Genomic DNA, 17,852 nt, shown 5'->3' with positions numbered 1-17,852 from the left:
GTTGCTTCTAACCCCTTTCCAATCTCCCGCCATCAATGAACCTGAGGCGCAGCTTGATTCAGAGCACAGACAGTTTCAATTATTGAAACAATCGAATATTTGGAAAAAGCTTTTCCCATGCCTGCTCGCTACAGCACTCATTATTATTGTGGCGTTAGGAATATCAGAACTATCTCCATCAGAATGGAAAACTGCAGTAGCGATCATAGTTCTGACCATTCTCAGCCTGATAGCATCATTCAATAAGCGTCTGAACACCTCGCCGGGTAACTGGCCCCTGGGAATGTATTTAATCCTGCTCTTTTGCACAGAGTCAGGAACGCTGTTCAATCAGGAACTATTTGAGCAGGCCACCCGCAACCTGCTTTGTTTTTTCATGGTGGTGGTTTTCGGCTCCATGGCTCTTCATTTGATTCTGTGCAAACTCTTTCGGATCGACGCTGACACCTTCCTGGTCACATCCGTGGCCTCTATCCTGTCACCACCTTTTATCCCCCTCGCAGCGGGAGTTATGCATAACCGTTCGGTACTGGTTGCCGGTATCAGCGCCGGAGTTCTTGGCTATGGAGCAGGGAATCTTCTCGGCATTGGGACTTTCTGGTTACTGAATCGACTGGTATAACCCGTAATACTGTAACAATTATCAATAATCATGAAACAAAACACTTCGGTTTCCCCCAAAGTTCGCCCTATATTTATTTTTTGCGGTGTCACCTATATTGTCCTTTTGTCATTTTTCGATAACATACCCGCCTTTTTTCGATGATGGAGCAGGCAGAATCTATGGCATCTTTCGTCCCGGGACAACGCTGGATCAGTGATACCGAGATTGAACAGGGGCTGGGCACCATCCTCACATTCGATGCCCGCACTGTAACCCTGCTCTACCCCGCCACGGGGGAAACCCGGGTTTACCGACTGGAAAACAGTCCACTGACACGCGTGCGGTTTGAACCAGGTGACAGCGTAGCCAGCCATGAAGGCTGGATTCTCACCGTATCCGATGTGCAGGAAAAGGATGGCCTCCTTTGCTACACCGGTACCGATGAAAATGGCACGCCCAGAGAGCTGCCAGAAGCGGGACTGGATAACTTTATTGAATTCAACAAGCCACAGGATCGCCTGCTGGCAGGTCAGATAGACCTGAACAGCAACTTCTCCCTCAGATATGAAACCCTGAGCCAGTATAACCGCCTGTGCCAGTCTCCCTGGCTCGGTCTGGCTGGCGCACGTGCCAGCCTGATTCCCCATCAACTTCATATTGCCCATGAAGTGGCAGACCGCCATGCCCCGCGCGTACTTCTCGCCGATGAGGTCGGCCTTGGTAAAACCATTGAAGCCGGCCTGATTATCAACCGTCAGCTTCTGACAGGTCGCGCTTCCCGTGTTCTGATTCTGGTTCCCGAAGCCCTGGTTCATCAGTGGCTGGTTGAGATGCTGCGTCGCTTTAACATGCATTTCAGCGTGTTCGATGAAGAGCGCTGCCGCAATTCTGATGGCGAGAACCCGTTCAGCAGCGAACAGCTGGTGCTGGCAAGTATCGACTTCCTGCGTAACAGCCCGGAACATCAGGAACAGGCCCTGGAAGCCGGCTGGGACCTGATGGTTATCGACGAAGCCCATCATCTGGAGTGGGATGAAGAGAACGGTGCCGGCCCTGACTACACCCTGGTAGAGAACCTGGCAGAAAACACTCCTGGTGTTCTTCTGCTGACCGCTACACCAGAACAACTGGGACAGGCTGGTCACTTTGCCCGTCTGCGCCTGCTGGATCCGGATCGTTTCCACAGCCTGACTACATTCCAGGAAGAGGAGGCCCGCTACGAGCCTATCGCGGAGGCCGCCCGTGAACTTCTGGACACTGGCAAGATCTCTGACTCTGCCGCCACTAATCTGCGTGACCTGCTGGGCACTGAAGCTGATGGTCTGATCGCCATTATTAATGATGATGGCCAGACTGAAGCTCAGCATGCCAATGCCAAAGAACAACTGATTCGCACCCTGCTGGATCGTCACGGCACTGGTCGCATCCTGTTCCGTAACACCCGTGCTGCGGTTCCCGGTTTCCCTGGACGTGCTGTGCAAGGTTATCCGCAGGAGCTTCCAGAGCTTTACAGCATTGCTCTGGAAGAAAATACGGAACTGGAACAGCAGGTATTTCCTGAACTGGGCTACCAGGCACAGATCCGTGTTGAGGATATGGATCCCTGGTGGAAAGTCGATCCCCGTATCGACTGGATGACCAATCTGCTGAAACTGCTGCGCAAAGACAAAGTGCTGGTTATCTGCGCCAACAAGCACACCGCCATGGATCTGGAAAATGCCCTGCGTATTTCTGCCGGAACCCAGGCCTCTGTCTTCCATGAAGATATGAGCATTGTTGAACGTGACCGCGCTGCGGCCTGGTTTGCCGATGAAGAATACGGTGCCCAGGTTCTGATCTGCTCCGAGATTGGCAGTGAAGGCCGTAACTTCCAGTTTGCGCATCACCTGGTTCTGTTTGATATGCCAGCTAACCCAGACCTTCTGGAGCAGCGTATCGGCCGCCTGGACCGTATCGGCCAGGAAGAGACCATCCGTATTCACGTGCCTTATGTGAAAGGGACTGCGCAAGAGAAGCTGTTTGACTGGTACAACACCGGTTTGAATGCCTTTGCCGACACCTGCCCGGCTGGCAGTGTCGTCTACTCCCGTCACCGCGACGAGCTGGAAGCCTGGTTATGCAACGCACCGGCAGAGGAAGGTGAATCCTTTGATTTTGACTCCCTGGTTGAACGCTCCAGAGAGATGAATGAAGAGGTCAGCCGTCATCTGCGTCTTGGTCGTGACCGGTTGCTCGAACTCAATTCTCGCGGTGCTGGCAGCAATCGTGATCTGGTTAGTGAGATCTGCAGCGAAGATACGCCTAAAACACTGTCCAATTACGTGGACAAGCTGTTTGAAAGCTTTGGCCTGGAGACGGAAGAGCATTCCCAGAATGCCCTGGTGGTTCGCCCTGGCAGCCATATGACAGTGACCAGCTATCCCGGTGTCCCCACGGATGGAACAACTATCACATTTGATCGTGATAATGCTCTCTCCCGCGAAGATATGCAGTTCGTGACCTGGGAGCATCCCATGGTACGCGAAGGCATGGATATACTGCTGACCAGCGAGACTGGCAACACCGCCTGCTGCATTATTAAGAGCAAGGGCCTGAAGCCCGGCCTGATGCTGATGGAAGCTATTTTCGTCGTGGAAGCCAGTGGAGACCGTCATCTGCAGCTTGAACGATTCCTGCCACCAACTGTGCTGCGCACTTTGATCGACCCAGCCCTGAACGACCTTGGCACCAAGGTTTCCTTCAAGGCCCTTGATCCTCAGCTGCAGAAGCTGAAAACCAGCACCGCCCGCAAGGTTGTAAAAAACCAGCGTGAAGCCATTGTTAAAATGGCCAAGGCTGCGGAAGACCATGCCCGCACCCAGGTGGCAGATATCGTAAACGACTCCTGTCAGAAGCTGATGAACAATGTGACTCAGGAAATTCGTCGCCTGGCAGCCCTTAAGGCTGTTAACCCGAATATTCGTGATGAAGAGATCGAGTTCCTCAAGCAGCAGGCAGCTTCCGGTTACCAGGTTCTGCAGAAGGCCCAAATGCGTCTGGATGCTATCCGGTTGATCTTTACCACCTGATATTTCAAACCATTTCATCAAACCTGTTCACCGCCAGGAAGTTCCTGGCGGTGAACAGGGTTTATCTATCTCTTCCTCAACAAAAAATATCTTTCAGGGTCCTCCAACTGTGGGGATTTCGGTCTACTTTAAAAGCGTTTCTGGTGACCGTACTGAAAGATGGAACAAAAAAATAAAATTAAATCTACCAAACTACTCATTACAATAACTTTGCTTTTAGCATCCAGCTTTCTATTTTCCAAAGAGAACTCATCCGAAAATGTGAATACCGAGCAACCTCCCGCTGAGGAAAGCACCCTTATTGGTGCAGTCAATACATTTGTATCAAGAGACTCTCAGGGGCGATACTCTTTTTCCCTTCAACCTTCCACTGAAGCAACCCAATTTCTCGGCTCTATTCACCTGATTAGGGGCGTTCCGGCTTTTGCAGACGAGTGGGGCGAACTCAAAATGTTTTTGCTGGTTGAAGCTTCACCCTCACCCTCGGACCAAATCGGTTTTGTGCATCCCGTTCCAGAAGCTTCTGACACCTACCCCACCCATACTCTCTTGGAAAATCAATCAACTTCTGTGGCAGAATTACCCGAAGAACTGCATCACCTGAGTTTTCCTGACAAACAGTATTACCTCAACTCAGCATCCATAAAAAACATTCCTTATGGTTTGCTAAAAACAGAATCGCCTCAGATATTAATCAATGGAGCTTCTATTGATGTTCAGGAGATATCAGAAGCTTTACCCGAAATAAACCAAGTGACTCTTATTTACCAATTTTCTTTTTCTGCAGCCGGGGAGGAAGGAAGTGAAACCTTTATCTATCAGGTAAAGCCAAACATACAACCCCCTGATGCGGATAAAAGTTCAGCTCTCTCCATTGCCACCCCCCATTTTCAGACCAGAAGAGTGTTAAGACTTACTCATCGTTTGCAGACAGCACACGACACAAATTCGCAGCTCAACACTCAAGGATTGAAACGTAAAGAAGCTATTCCATTAGTCCATAAATTCCGCTGGAAAAGTGCAGAGATATGCCATCCACTGGAAATGCAGTGTGAAGATCCAGCCTGCTCACGAAAGAAAGGCTTTCACAGAGCACCGGGCCGTAAATACTGCGTTGAACGTAACTTTCAGACTGCAAAAGACGAGATGACATTACTTAGTCAGTCAGAAGCAAAATCAGCTTTTAATTACAGTTTTCTGGAAGAAGATCTTTTAAGTCAGACAATCCCTCATCGCATTTTAAAAAAAATCACCCATGACGCCCCTCTTCCAGATGTTTATTCAATACTTACTGACCTCATGCCTTCTCAATCTGAACAACTAAAAAGAGATTTCGACATCGGTATGAAACCTGGTCGGTGGTTATTGAAGTCCACCACACTTCGCAACTTCATGTCAGCTCTGGAAAAAACGGAACGGCCTTATTGGTTATTTAAACGTCAGAAAATTGCCAACGATCTTCATACAGGGAATCTGCATCTTGGTGACGATCTCTATCTACGCATTGCGCATAGCTATCGAGAAAGCAATCGACAGGCTGCTCTTGAGTGGCTCAGCAGAGTCAAGCACAAAACCCATGAAGCACACGCGTTCGGTGTAAAATGCGATGAAGAAACTTGCTTTTTAGACGGTCCCGGGATGAAACCGATTGAAGGTATTCAAGTTTATAGAGCATGCAAATCTTTACCTAGCATTGAACATGCTCTGCAATCAAGGCCAACATCAATCGCTAAATGAACATTTTTTTACTAGCCACAAAAATATGTCAGTCTCATCTTTGTCGACAATTTAGCGATTTTGTCTTAATAGAAAAAACAAATTAACCTGACATTGCTCACGTTTTTTCAGCAAATCATGCTTGCACCGGAATCGGCCTGTCCCTACCCTATGATCCATGCTGAGCAAATAGCACCTTCACTGCGGTCATGACAAGCACGATTACACCACATACAGCCAGTCCCTGCTTCCAGCTTAAGGGAAGCATGGTCACCATGATGACTCTAGAGCTGTATCAGTTCGATGAGATCAGCCTGCACCAGCAGCTACAGGGACTGGTAGCCAAAGCGCCCCGATTCTTTGAGAATACGCCTGTTGTCGTTGGCCTTGAGCGGCTTGCTCAGCCCAACAGCCTTATTGATATGGCCCGGCTGTGCACACTCTGTGCTGGCTTTGGCATCAACCTTATCGCTGTCCGCGGAGGCAGCAGTGCCCAGCGAAAAAGTGCCATTGATGCGGGTCTGGCCTGCCTTGCTGCTCAGCCCCAGGCCGTCGCCCGTAAAATTCCGAAACAGGATCACAGTGATACTCCACAGGGTGCCAGCGTGACACCTATACACCAGTCCTCTCTGGTACTGGAACCTCATAACAAGAATAACTCCGAGCCAGGTGCTCCAGAACAAGAGGTAAAAGAACAAGAACAGACGGAAAATCCGGACAACTTACTTAAACCACCCAGAATCATCAGCTCACCTGTTCGTTCAGGTCAGCAGATTTATCATGAAGGTGACTTGATACTGACCGGCCCGGTCAGCGCAGGAGCAGAAATCCTGGCTGAGGGCTATATCCACGCTTACGGCCCATTTCGTGGCCGGGCGCTGGCTGGAGTTAAAGGCAATAAGGATGCCTGTATTTTCTGCACTCATAACGAGGCAGAACTGGTTTCCATTAATGGTCATTACAAACTTGCAGCCAATATCAACAAGTCGCTCTGGAAAAAACCAGTACGCATATACCTTGAAGACGATGCGCTGATTATCCAACCCCTATAAGGCACCTGTAAGGTACTGAGTTCATTGGAAGGGAAACACATTGGCAAAAACAATCGTTATCACCTCCGGTAAAGGAGGGGTAGGAAAAACAACAACCAGCGCAGCCCTGGCTTCAGGTCTCGCGCGCCAGGGACACCGGACTGTCGTTATTGATTTTGATATCGGTCTTCGTAATCTCGATCTGGTTATGGGATGCGAACGACGGGTCGTCTATGATTTCATTAATGTTATAAACGGCGAGGCAGCCCTGCATCAGGCCCTGATCAAGGACAAGCACACCGATAATCTCTACGTGCTGCCAGCATCCCAGACCCGCGATAAAGACGCCCTCACCGCAGAAGGCGTAGAGAAGGTTCTGGAAGAGCTGGCCGAAGATTTTGACTACATTATCTGCGACTCTCCCGCAGGCATTGAACGTGGTGCCCTGATGGCTTTGTATCATGCCGATGAAGCCATTATTACCACGAATCCAGAAGTGTCATCCGTGCGCGACTCTGACCGCATATTGGGCATTCTACAAAGCAAATCCAGACGCGCCGAGCTGAATATGGAGCCGGTTAAGGAGCACTTACTCCTGACCCGCTATGACCCGGGACGGGTGGAAAAGGGTGAGATGCTTAGTGTTGAAGACGTCAAGGATATTCTGGCAATACCTCTGCTGAGTGTTATTCCGGAAGACCGTGATGTGCTGAATGCATCCAATAAAGGCTTGCCTGTCATTCATCTTCCAGAGAGCCGGGCTGGTATGGCCTATGAAGATGCAGTGCAGCGGTTCCTGGGAGAAGAAATTCCCATGCGCTTTACCTCAGCTCCCCGCAAGGGCATTCTGCAGAAATTGTTTGGAGGCTGATAATGAGCTTGCTGGACGTATTCTGCCACAGGCAGAAAAAAGAAAGAGAAAACAGTGCCGCCATAGCCCGTGAACGCCTGCAGATTCTTGTCACCCACCACCGCAGTGACATGAAAGCCCCCGATTACCTGCCAGAAATGAAAAAAGATATTCTGGCGGTCATTGGAAAATATGTCACAGTGGAGCAGGAGAATGTATCCATTCACTTTGAAAGCGCTGACGATATCTCAGTGCTTGAAGTTGAAGTGACTCTTCCCGAGGAAGATCAGACCAAGGTTCGCATGGCGTAATGCACTGGCCCACCAGCCCGGATTGCTCCGGGCTGTTTGTCTATGTCAAGGAAACCTTCATACCGAATGTATCTGGAACTGTCTGATATTATTGTCTTTGCCGTTCTGGCAATGATTTTTATGATCTGGTGGCATGGGTTTACCATTCGCCAGCTGGCGATTTCACACGCCAAACGCTTTTGCAAAGAGAGAGAACTGCAGTATCTGGATGAAGGGATCGCTCTTAGTTTCAATGCTTTTCAGCGCAACAGATCTGGTCGCCTCAATATTCTACGACACTGCCAGTTCGAGTTTTCTTCAACAGGCGAAGATCGCTACCAGGGAAACGTTGTTATGCTCGGGCGAACCCTTGTTGAAATCAAAACACCTGCCTACCGTATGCCTGAGCAGAATAACTGGTTGAACTAGGCTTTTCCTCCGCGCTTCCTGCGAAGAAACTCCTCCTGGCTGATCACTGCTACCTTGGGTTCTGCAGGTGCCATTTTGGCCAGCCCTCTTGTTCTTCTTACTTTGGGATTCAAGCTATCAGCAAAGGCTGACAGTTTCTGGGATTTTTTGTGATCCGGTGAATCAAAACGACCACTGCTTAACCGGCGCCAGGCATGCCCAAGTTCTGCAAACAGGGAAGCCAGTGTTTTGCTTTCAGATATAAATAATTTCTCGATATCGACCAGAGACTCAGGATTATTTTCAAGGTTGTAATCCGAGGCAGACGGCAGCATAACCTTTAATCCCTGAAGCGCCTGTTTACGAGCCATGCCCAAAATCTCTCGTCTCTGCGTTGCCGGTGATAATGAAGGCTTTACCACCGATAGATAGTCACTCTCATCAAAGCGTCTCCGGTACAGCCATGCCTGCATCTGGTGTTTTCTGGCCATCAACTGCTTACGGTGACTGACTCCGCAGGAATCCAGCAACTTTTGGGCTTCGTCGAACACACCCTCTTTAACCAAACTATTGACTTCATCAAGCAACCTCTGGGTTAGAGAATATGACTCTCCCTTTTTTGCCCTTACTGACTTAAAATCAGAAGGCTCCGAATCACTGGAAAGCGGGTCACCAGCCTCAGTGTCAGAAGTGATTGGTGTAGACCCTTTACTCCCTGACTCAAAACCTGAATCACTTGATGTATCTGAGTGTTCATCATCTTCGACGTTAATTACATCAACAGCATTTGTCTGAACCACCGGAACCGGGTTTTGCTTACGATGAGTCTGGACTCTTGACTCTTGCTTTGGTTCTTTCTTTGGCTTTCTTTTTCTAGAAGCGGCTGCTGCAGGTTTTTGTTTCGGAGGAGGATTAGAGCTTTCTACAACGTCAGCATCCTTATGAGGAATACTGTTCAGCAATTCATGGCACTCGGTCAACTCATCATAGAGGTGGTTATTACGGAAAAAATCTGCAGCAGGTTCAAGAATCTCTAATGCCAAGTCATACTCTTTTCTGGATATATAAAGACGACCAAGATCCAGCCCCGCAGAACAGTCACCTCCGAGGATCGCATGATTGTACAGAGTTTGGATTTGTTCAGGGTCAAGGCCACCCAGTGCACTTTTAGAAACCAAAAAGCCCGCAAGGTGCGCCGCCACACCGGAATTTTTTATCAACGGAACCAGTTTTTCGACGGCATCATCAGCCCTCCCCTGTTTAATCAGGAGAATTGACTCCAGCAGTTCAGCCTGAACAGGCTCTAAAATCTCAAGCTGGTGCAGGTAAGCCTGCCCCTTAGCATCAAGCCGACCATCACTGATGGAGTTAAGAACCGCAAGAGCACAGTTATGCGCCGGTGCTGATTGAATCTCGACCAAATCACTGGAATTAAATAGCAACCGCTCAAACCATGTTGGAGGCGACTGGGGAATTCCTTTAAGCCACAACTTAAGGGCCTTCACCGGGTTTCCCGGCAAGAAAAGTTCTTCATGCAAACCAAGACGTGACATAAATAAGACATTGTGGGCATAGCGACTTCCTGCCTGAGCGGCCAGAAGCAGCTGATCCTGAAGCTGATCATTTTTTTCCTGCTGGGCAAGAAGGTGCGCATAAATCAACCTCCCTTCCAGCTCCTGAACAGGTGACATTCCAGCTTTCTGGGCTTCAGCAAGGTGGTGAGTGGCTGATGCACGAAGACACCTCTGCTTATGCCTTTCAGCTTTCAGACTCACCAGAAAATAACCTCTGGCCAATAGCATATTGACACGGGTTAACTGCTCCGGGGAAAAGTGCTTACTTAACTTAGAATCATCAATAATTTCGCTGAGCAACTTTAGATGTGATTCATGAAACCCCTTGAAGTCATTATCTTCCAGCAAACGTTCAATACTGACGTTTAACCTACCTAAAACCTCAAGAACCTTATCCTCATCAAAGCAACCCTTGCGGGAACCGGTATTTCTGGACGCTGTGACAGCTGCCCGGACCAGACAACTGACAGATTCTGCCAGCGCATCAAGTTTCTTTCCTGACACATTCTTGCCTGTCATCCAGTGTGACAGTTCAGACATTGCCAGATCCATCGCAACAGCATCTGTCGGACTGACACCGTATCCAGAATCACGAAGAGAACTTACCAGCCTGCCAATTTGATTAAATACCTTAATCTTCTCTGGTTTAGCTTCACTAGCCTTGAGTAAGACTTCCGCCAGGCGATGAATCAACTCCCTTTGTTGGGCTGAGATTTTTCCTGACGAACGTATATGCCCTTTCTCAAAGTATTTATAAATATCTTCAATGGTTTTGTAGAAATGGGGAGTGCCCGAGGTTTGCTCAGCATAATACTCGGCAACATTCAGGGCATGATCCAGAATCTGAAGATTATCACCACGGTATTTATCTGGAACATTCGGGTAACTGTAAGCTTCCAAAATCTTTTTTTCGGCAACACATTTCATGATGCCTTCCATTCTTGAATCGCGGGGAGCCTCTGTATCAGAGGGGGGGATTTCTTTTGAAACCTGCGAGTCAGAAGAACTTACTTTCCTTGGGCCGTGTTTTCCCTTTGTTTTTTTGTTTTGGGATTGGGATTGGGGTTTCGGTTCCTGAGGGGAAACCGATCCTACAGCAGCCTCCGTCCTTGGTGTTGATTTCATTTGATAGCTCCAGAAATAGCTTCTGTTTCAATTCTAGAACAATAATAATCAGGCAAGAAAAAGCCCCTGACCCGGACAGTCAGAGGCTTTCAGAAATATCGACTTTGTGTGATCAGGCAGCTGCCAGAACACCATTCTGCTTCAGTTCATCAACATTCACAGGCTTGATCATAAAAGCTGCAAAACCGGCAATGGCCAGCATAATGGCAGAAACAGTGTAAGCGATGCTGTAGCTACCAGTTGCATCAACAACCATACCGGCCATAACTGGCCCCATAAAGCCACTTGCACCCCAGGCCAGGTATACAACACCGAAGTTGCCGCCGTAGTTCTTCATGCCAAAGTTATCAGCAGTCATGGATGGGAAGATACTCAACAGTGCACCGTAACCGATACCGGCAATAGCTGCACCAAAGACAAAACCGATCTCGGAAGTCAGGGTCGGGAAGATCATCATGTTGCCTGCCTGCAGAGCGATAGCCAGCAACAGAGTCTTGGAACGGCCAATCTTGTCAGACAGCATACCCATCAGGATACGGCCGCCGGTGTTGGAAATTGCCAGCAGAGACACCAGGTAAGCTGCACCGGTAATGCCGCCCTGCAGAGCAGCGATGCTGGTGATGTTACCAATCAGCATCAGACCTGCGGAGGAAGCAAAAGCGAAGGAGATCCACATCAGGTAGAACTGACGGGTCTTGGTCATTTCGCGCCATGTGAAGTTGTAGGTTGCAGCTTTGCCAGCAGGCTCAACATAACCTGCAGGAACGTCAGCCTTGTAACCGGCAGGCGGAACAACCATGGTCATGGCAACAGGAATACCAACGATCAGAACGGCTGCGCCAAGGATCATAAAGGTGGTGCTGATGCTCATGCTCTCGATCAGAGCGCTGCTCAAGGGAGCCAGGTACAGAGGAGCCATACCGAAACCACCAGCGATCAGGCCGTTAACCATGCCCTTCTTGGATGGGTGGAACCACTTCATGGCAGTTGGGCTCAGGCAGGCGTAAGCGAAACCGATACCAGTACCGACCAGAACACCGAAGGTTACCAGCAGGATAATAGGAGAGGTAGCAAAAGCAGAGGCAATCATACCCAGACCAACCATGGTCACACCGGAGACAACCAGCTTACGAGGCCCCATACGATCCTGCAGGTTACCGGCAACGAGTACCGCCAGGGCGAAGGTGACAACACCGATAGTGTAAGGAAGGCCGGCTTCGGCATTGGACCAGCCAAAATTGTTAACCAGCGCCTTGCTGATAACACTCCAGGCGTACAAAACGCCAATACACAGGTTGATCGTAACCCCTGCGGCCAGGATCTTAGTAGCTCGATTCATTGTGTGACTCTTAATGGTTGCCAGAGCACGCCTGCTGTGAAAATTTGGCGGTGCATCTATATGGTGAGCGTAGTTGTTTAAGTGCGCACACTATATCTACACGGTCAATTGAGAGCTGTAGGTTTTTTGCACACAGGTATTCGCACTAACACTTAGGGGGTATTCACAATAAACAAGGGCTATGTATACATCCTCAGAACCTTTGTTAAACGCCTCTGAAGGTGCCAATGCTATATTGCTACACATATTAAAAAGGAGGTATTGCTTGAATCCAGCATGACATCAACTTGCTAAAAAATGCACAACGCTGATTTAATGCAAACCATTTGTTTATATAGATGCGCCATACAGAAAAAAATCTTCTACTAGAAGTACAAAAACTTTCTCTAAAACAGCGCTTTCTCGAAGAAAAAATCCGCTATTCTTCCGCTTATCTCCACAAAACTTGTTTATTATTTATGCATCTGCATTTATTGTCCTGAGTCAACATTGCACCCATCCTGTCGGCATACGATGGTACCTCCTTTCATCATTGTCTAAAGACGGCCACGCCCGTTTGGCATTCATTGGACAGGGCCGTCCAGCAAGAGTGTTATGAACGAAATCAGAAACCTTTATCCACAGAGCGTATGGCAGCAGTTCGATGATATCTGTGCCATCCCCCATCCGTCCCATCATGAAGATATGCTGCGTGACCATATCGTAGCTTTCTGCATAGAGCGCAGCCTCGACCACGAAGTTGATGCCATCGGCAACATTATTATCCGCAAGCCTGCAACTGCAGGCATGGAAGACCGCCGCGGTGTTATTCTGCAGGCTCATATGGATATGGTGCCAGAGAAAAACAGCGACAAAGAGCACGATTTCACCAAAGATCCGATTGAACCAGTCATCGATGGCGAATGGGTACGCGCCAACAACACCACTCTGGGTGCTGACAACGGTATTGGTCTGGCTGCCGCCATGGCTGTTCTGGCTGCAGACGATGTTCCACACGGTCCACTGGAAGTCCTGGTTACGACCAACGAAGAAGATGGTATGTCCGGTGCCCAGGGCCTGAAACCCGGTCTATTCAAAGGTGATATCTTCCTGAACCTGGATACTGAGGAAGAAGGCGAAGTTTACGTCGGCTGTGCTGGTGGTGTACGTATCGTTTCCAAGGGAACCTATGCAAAAGAAGCAGTTCCTGCCGGTCATGCTCTGCGCGCCATTAACATCAAAGGTCTGAACGGCGGTCACTCCGGTTGCGATATTCACCTGTACCGCGCCAACGCCATCAAATTGATGGTTCGTACTGTTAAGGCTCTGGAAGTGTTCGGTGCACGTCTGGTTAACCTTCAGGGCGGCAAGCTGTTTAATGCGATCCCCCGTGAAGCTGATGCTGTTATCGCTCTGCCGGAAGACAAACTGGCTGAAGCTGAAGCCAAGCTGGATTCTTTCGCTGCAGAACTGTGTAACGAATATCAGGCAGTTGACGCTGGTCTGACACTGTCCGTTGCAGCAGTTGAGTCTGCTGACAGCGTTCTGTCCCTGGCTGATCAGCGCAAGTGGCTGGATGCCCTGCATGTCTGCCCGAACGGTGTTATCCGTATGAGTGATGCCATCGAAGGTGTGGTAGAAACATCTGCCAACCTGGGTGTTGCCAAAATTGAAAACGGTGAAATCCAGGTTCAGGTTCTGCCCCGCAGCCTGGTTGATTCCGCCTGTGATGATACCCGTGACTCTGTGAAAGGTCTGTTCACTCTGGCCGGTGCCGAAGTGTCCTTCCACGACGGTTACCCTGGCTGGCAACCCATTGCCAACTCTGCTGTTCAACAGTTGGTACAGGATGTTTACCGCAAGCTGTTCAACAAGGATGCTCAGTTCAAGGTTATCCACGCTGGTCTGGAATGTGGAACCCTGGGTAAGAAGTACCCTAACTGGGATATGGCTTCCTTTGGCCCGACCATCAAGTTCCCTCACTCTCCTGCAGAGAAGACCGAGATCACCAGCGTTGGCCATTTCTGGCAGCTGATGCTCGCAGTTCTGGCTGAGACACCTGTCGCCTGATAGCCGACCCGCCTAGAACGCAAAAGGCCTGCCAATATGGCGGGCCTTTATATATGGAGAATATGCTTCAGAGCTTGTGAAACATTAAAGCCTATAAAGTCAATTTCATACAAGACTGATAACCCTTTATATTGAAACACTATCAGTTGGCAAGCACTGCACCAGCTTTCCTATCAAAACGAGTTCCCAAGCGATAATCACCAGGGAGTCTGCAAGATAACTTCATCAGGAAGAACTTGGTGGCATTGAAATGCTTGATGCCAGTTATAGGCAGTGTTTTTCTCACCACTGCCATGAAGGTTATACGTTTGGAATTATTGAGAAGGGAACCCAGAAGTTCTACCGAACGGGCACTAACAACCTTGCCCCGGCAGGAAGTATTATCCTGATCAATGCCGACGATACACATAACGGCCAGGCTGATACCAAAGAAGGCTCGGCCTACAAGGCGCTACACCCTCTCCAGGAACAGTTTGAACAGATCAGCCGAAAATTAGCCGCAACTGTTTTTCTCCCTACTTTGCTGAGCCTGTTATTCATGATAACAGACTGTTGAGGGAATCTCTTCTTTACTCTCTGCTAATAAGGTTAATGGCCAAAGATGGCAAAACCCAAGCAGAACCAAGACCTTTCAGAAAAGCCTCAAAACAAGTGATGCGTGCTAAAGGGTTTCTGGATGATATGCCGAAGGCTAATGTTTCCCTGAATAACCTGGCTCAGCTAGTATCATTGAATCCATGTTACCTGGTTCGTCTGTTCCGAAAGGAATCTGGGCAGGTCAAAAACATACAAGAATTACAAATCCTGTGTGGATTACATTGAGCTCCACATAATCCATTTGCAAACGGAACAACATATGAAAACAATCGGCTTGCTGGGGGGCATGAGCTGGGAATCCACACTCAGCTATTACAAGGCAATTAATGAAGGGATCAAGGAAAAGCTTGGTGGCCTAAACTCTGCGAAGCTTTGCCTGTACAGCGTGAACTTCGATGAGATTGAAAAACTACAGCATCAGGGCAAGTGGAACGAGACAGCTGATATTCTGAGCCAGGCCGCTCTTTCGGTTGAGAAGGGCGGTGCAGATTTTATTTTGATTTGCACCAATACCATGCACAAAGTTGCCCCACAGATTGAAAACAATATCTCCATTCCAATTCTGCATATTGCTGATGCCACTGCTGAAAAACTACTTGAGAACAACATAAGTAAAGTTGGCCTATTGGGTACAACCTTCACCATGGAGCAGGGCTTTTACAAAGGCCGGTTAACAGAAAAATTCGGTATTGATGTCATTGTTCCCGCAGAGGATGACAGACAAAAAGTTCATGACATCATTTATCAAGAACTGTGCCGTGGGGAGATCAGGGACAGCTCCCGATCAATTTACATAGAGATCATCAACAAGCTGAGAGAACAGGGAGCTGAAGCTGTCATCCTGGGGTGTACGGAAATCGCACTGCTTGTGAAGCAACAGCATACCGATGTCCCGTTATTTGATACTACGGCCATTCATGCTGAAGCCGCTGTCCGCCTGGCAATCGATGACCATTGACGCCGAGCCTACCCCACCACAAAACCGTTTGAGTCAAACCGTGCGCGAAAGCTGTAACAGTTTGACTCAAGCCGCCATCTACTTAAGCGGAAGATAAATATCTGTGATCAGTTCATGTTCCGCCACTTCCGGAAAGAAATTCAGGTAGTGGAAGAAGCAGGGAAAATTCCTTAACTCTTCACCGCTTTCCGGCAGCCACTGACCGTAGAGATAGCGAACCGGGTCACCAATATTATCGTGGGAACCGGTATGGCGAACCAACGCACAACGCCCACCCGGAATATGCTTCTCAACAATACCATGAGAATATTCCGGTTCACTCTGTTTGATCTCACCGCAGATATCAAACCGGAATTTTTCTGGCGGTGTACACTCCGGATTATCGTAAACCAGCCCAAAAGTACGGCAGCTTGTTATTGGCGATAACCCGGTTTCAATTCGCCAGCTCCTGAATTGACCGGCCGACTCATTCACCAGTTCAGGTGCTCCCCTGTGCTCAAGCACGGCAATACGCACCTCAGGAAAGTTAACCACTTCAACGTTCATATCAAGATCCTGTCTTCTATCAAGATTCCTGTCGCCCTGCAGATGACTGTAAGCCTGACTCCAGGCCTGCCACCGGGGCTCCCTGCGAAACTCAGAAGGTGATTGCCCAAACTCTTTTTTGAAAGCTCGGGCAAAGGATTCGGGATAGTCGAAGCCAGCATCCAGGGCGATATCAATCACCCTGGCATCAGCCTCAAAAGCCAGCTGATATGAAGCCCTCTTCAAACGGAGCAGCTGAATATAACGTGCCACGCTGACACCCATATACCCACTGAACTGTCTGTGGAAGTGGAATCTTGAGAATGCAGCAACTTCACTGAGCCTGCCGACAGTAAGCTCTTCATCTAGATGGCGGGCAATATAACCGCACACCTTCTGCATTCTCTTTTCGTACCCTGCCTTACCAGCCTTAACCATCAAACCTCCTGAATTCTGGCTGGATTATGATTGACCCTTTTCCGCCTCTCCTGATCAATCTTGCTTTTTATCAATGTTATTTTTACGTGTTGACATTTAATCCTCCCTTTTACGCCAAGCCATGGAGAGGATTTGCACAGGGTTATCCACTGAAACTGGGGATAACTTACACACCCCCACAATCCTTGGAAAAACAAGGATTTAGCAACTTCGGAAAATCCTCGAAGTAAGTATTCGGTGAACCCATGTCATATCCCCAGTTTTCAAGGGCTGTAGCAACATGGTTACTTCGTACCAAAAAAAGAACTCCTCTGGTACCAAGGGATTGCGAGCTCAGCAAACGGGTTCACCGAATGTTTACTGCCCAAGATTCCATTCCGTATCAGAAATATCAATAAGGAGTTTTGTCATATCAGAATATTACCCCAGTCACCTGAGGCAGTTACTGGCCTGTAGCCACTGGAAGATCATGATCCAGAATCCACTCACTCCAGGAACCAGAATATAGCTTTGGCATTTTCATGCCGACAAGATACATGGCAAATATATTATGGCAGGCTGTGACACCAGATCCGCAATAGCAGATAACCTGCTTATCCTGACAGAAAGCAAAACGATCATTCAGGCGGTCTTTATCCAGAAAACGGCTACTTCCATCCAGATTCTCTGCAAACGGTAGACAGAATGCACCAGGAATATGCCCTGCCACCGTATCAATGGGTTCTTCCTCGCCTCGAAAACGTGCTTCCCCACGAGCATCGAGAAGGCAGACACCCAGGCTTCCCAACGAAGAGAAAACGTCCTGGGTCGTTACCGTTGCGGTGTCATCACAGACTGGCGCATATGTTGACGGTAAGTATTCCGGAACCAGTCGTGTCACAGGAAGCCCAAGGTCTTTCCAGGATGCAAGGCCACCATGAACAATACTGACATGCTTATGACCCAGCCACACCGCCAGCATCCACCATAAACGCGATGCCATGGCATGGCTGCCTTCATCATAAATAACTATCTGAGTGCTTTCAGTGATTCCCCAGTGCTGCAGCCGGGCAATAAAATCATCCAGTGGTGGTAGTGGATGGCGGCCAGTTCTCCCGGCAATGATCTCTCCAGACAGGTCTTTTTCCAAATCAGCATAAATTGCCCCGGGAATATGCTCCTGTGAATAAAGTTCCCGCCCTTCATCAACATTCTGAAGACTGAAACGGGTATCAAATATTCGCAGGTTGGATAGCTCCAGCCTGCCAGCAAGGTCAGCAGGATCAATCAGGCCGTTCAAT

General features: G+C 48.8%; 14 protein-coding genes. 10 read left to right on the top strand and 4 right to left on the bottom strand.

Annotated elements, in window-relative coordinates:
- From M3P05_RS06630 to M3P05_RS06600, 7 genes are all read left to right on the top strand, one after another.
- Window positions 1–622 (top strand): DUF819 family protein (locus tag M3P05_RS06630; protein ID WP_249698670.1); only part of this gene is annotated, 622 nt, incomplete at its 5' end.
- 161 nt (window positions 623–783) lie between these two features.
- Window positions 784–3,672 (top strand): RNA polymerase-associated protein RapA, encoded by a 2,889-nt coding sequence (rapA, locus tag M3P05_RS06625; RefSeq protein ID WP_249698669.1) that lies wholly within the window; start codon window positions 784–786, stop codon window positions 3,670–3,672.
- A 159-nt stretch (window positions 3,673–3,831) separates the two neighbouring features.
- Window positions 3,832–5,409, top strand: coding sequence for a hypothetical protein (locus tag M3P05_RS06620; protein WP_249698668.1), 1,578 nt, complete (start codon window positions 3,832–3,834; stop codon window positions 5,407–5,409).
- A gap of 188 nt (window positions 5,410–5,597) precedes the next feature.
- A complete protein-coding gene (minC, locus tag M3P05_RS06615) occupies window positions 5,598–6,440 on the top strand; it encodes a septum site-determining protein MinC (protein WP_249698667.1) in 843 nt (280 codons plus the stop codon).
- Window positions 6,441–6,480: 40 nt separating this feature from the next.
- The gene (minD, locus tag M3P05_RS06610; protein WP_249698666.1) at window positions 6,481–7,290 is read left to right on the top strand and encodes a septum site-determining protein MinD; all 810 of its coding nucleotides are present in this window, start codon (window positions 6,481–6,483) and stop codon (window positions 7,288–7,290) included.
- A 2-nt stretch (window positions 7,291–7,292) separates the two neighbouring features.
- The gene (gene minE / locus M3P05_RS06605) at window positions 7,293–7,580 is read left to right on the top strand and encodes a cell division topological specificity factor MinE (protein ID WP_249698664.1); all 288 of its coding nucleotides are present in this window, start codon (window positions 7,293–7,295) and stop codon (window positions 7,578–7,580) included.
- A gap of 42 nt (window positions 7,581–7,622) precedes the next feature.
- Window positions 7,623–7,988 (top strand): DUF3301 domain-containing protein, encoded by a 366-nt coding sequence (locus tag M3P05_RS06600; protein ID WP_249698663.1) that lies wholly within the window; start codon window positions 7,623–7,625, stop codon window positions 7,986–7,988.
- Here M3P05_RS06600 and M3P05_RS06595 read toward each other — a convergent pair.
- Both M3P05_RS06595 and M3P05_RS06590 read right to left on the bottom strand, forming a co-directional pair.
- Window positions 7,985–10,468 (bottom strand): hypothetical protein, encoded by a 2,484-nt coding sequence (locus M3P05_RS06595; RefSeq protein WP_249698662.1) that lies wholly within the window; start codon window positions 10,466–10,468, stop codon window positions 7,985–7,987. The genes M3P05_RS06600 and M3P05_RS06595 overlap by 4 nt on opposite strands.
- A 310-nt stretch (window positions 10,469–10,778) precedes the next feature.
- Window positions 10,779–12,005 (bottom strand): L-lactate MFS transporter, encoded by a 1,227-nt coding sequence (locus M3P05_RS06590; RefSeq protein WP_249698661.1) that lies wholly within the window; start codon window positions 12,003–12,005, stop codon window positions 10,779–10,781.
- A gap of 594 nt (window positions 12,006–12,599) precedes the next feature.
- Between M3P05_RS06590 and M3P05_RS06585 the strand changes: the two genes are divergently transcribed.
- The 3 genes from M3P05_RS06585 (at window position 12,600) to M3P05_RS06575 (ending at window position 15,609) form a co-directional block, all read left to right on the top strand.
- Complete coding sequence (locus M3P05_RS06585; protein ID WP_249698660.1) at window positions 12,600–14,054, top strand: aminoacyl-histidine dipeptidase; 1,455 nt, start codon at window positions 12,600–12,602, stop codon at window positions 14,052–14,054.
- A 250-nt stretch (window positions 14,055–14,304) separates the two neighbouring features.
- A complete protein-coding gene (locus M3P05_RS06580) occupies window positions 14,305–14,610 on the top strand; it encodes an AraC family ligand binding domain-containing protein (protein ID WP_249698659.1) in 306 nt (101 codons plus the stop codon).
- A 300-nt stretch (window positions 14,611–14,910) separates the two neighbouring features.
- Window positions 14,911–15,609 carry an aspartate/glutamate racemase family protein gene (locus tag M3P05_RS06575; RefSeq protein ID WP_249698658.1) on the top strand — a complete coding sequence of 233 codons (699 nt, stop codon included), beginning with the start codon at window positions 14,911–14,913 and terminating at the stop codon, window positions 15,607–15,609.
- A 78-nt stretch (window positions 15,610–15,687) separates the two neighbouring features.
- On the opposite strand, the gene M3P05_RS06570 is transcribed toward M3P05_RS06575, so the two are convergent.
- Window positions 15,688–16,572, bottom strand: coding sequence for an AraC family transcriptional regulator (locus tag M3P05_RS06570; protein WP_249698657.1), 885 nt, complete (start codon window positions 16,570–16,572; stop codon window positions 15,688–15,690).
- A 442-nt stretch (window positions 16,573–17,014) separates the two neighbouring features.
- A complete protein-coding gene (locus M3P05_RS06565) occupies window positions 17,015–17,851 on the bottom strand; it encodes a sulfurtransferase (RefSeq protein WP_249698656.1) in 837 nt (278 codons plus the stop codon).
- Between the last annotated feature and the right edge of the window lies 1 nt (window position 17,852).

Origin of the sequence: Parendozoicomonas callyspongiae (assembly GCF_023502345.1) — a bacterium.
GTDB lineage: Bacteria > Pseudomonadota > Gammaproteobacteria > Pseudomonadales > Endozoicomonadaceae > Sansalvadorimonas > Sansalvadorimonas callyspongiae.
This window is presented reverse-complemented; position numbering and strand designations above follow the sequence as displayed.

Bases quoted from the DNA above. Each gene is read 5' to 3' on its own strand.
- M3P05_RS06575 (WP_249698658.1), top strand. From the start codon at position 14,911: ATGAAAACAATCGGCTTGCTGGGGGGCATGAGCTGGGAATCCACACTC.
- rapA (WP_249698669.1), top strand. From the start codon at position 784: ATGGCATCTTTCGTCCCGGGACAACGCTGGATCAGTGATACCGAGATT.
- M3P05_RS06570 (WP_249698657.1), bottom strand. From the start codon at position 16,572: ATGGTTAAGGCTGGTAAGGCAGGGTACGAAAAGAGAATGCAGAAGGTG.
- M3P05_RS06580 (WP_249698659.1), top strand. From the start codon at position 14,305: ATGCTTGATGCCAGTTATAGGCAGTGTTTTTCTCACCACTGCCATGAA.
- minE (WP_249698664.1), top strand. From the start codon at position 7,293: ATGAGCTTGCTGGACGTATTCTGCCACAGGCAGAAAAAAGAAAGAGAA.
- M3P05_RS06620 (WP_249698668.1), top strand. From the start codon at position 3,832: ATGGAACAAAAAAATAAAATTAAATCTACCAAACTACTCATTACAATA.
- minC (WP_249698667.1), top strand. From the start codon at position 5,598: ATGACAAGCACGATTACACCACATACAGCCAGTCCCTGCTTCCAGCTT.
- M3P05_RS06595 (WP_249698662.1), bottom strand. From the start codon at position 10,468: ATGAAATGTGTTGCCGAAAAAAAGATTTTGGAAGCTTACAGTTACCCG.
- M3P05_RS06585 (WP_249698660.1), top strand. From the start codon at position 12,600: ATGAACGAAATCAGAAACCTTTATCCACAGAGCGTATGGCAGCAGTTC.
- M3P05_RS06600 (WP_249698663.1), top strand. From the start codon at position 7,623: ATGTCAAGGAAACCTTCATACCGAATGTATCTGGAACTGTCTGATATT.
- M3P05_RS06590 (WP_249698661.1), bottom strand. From the start codon at position 12,005: ATGAATCGAGCTACTAAGATCCTGGCCGCAGGGGTTACGATCAACCTG.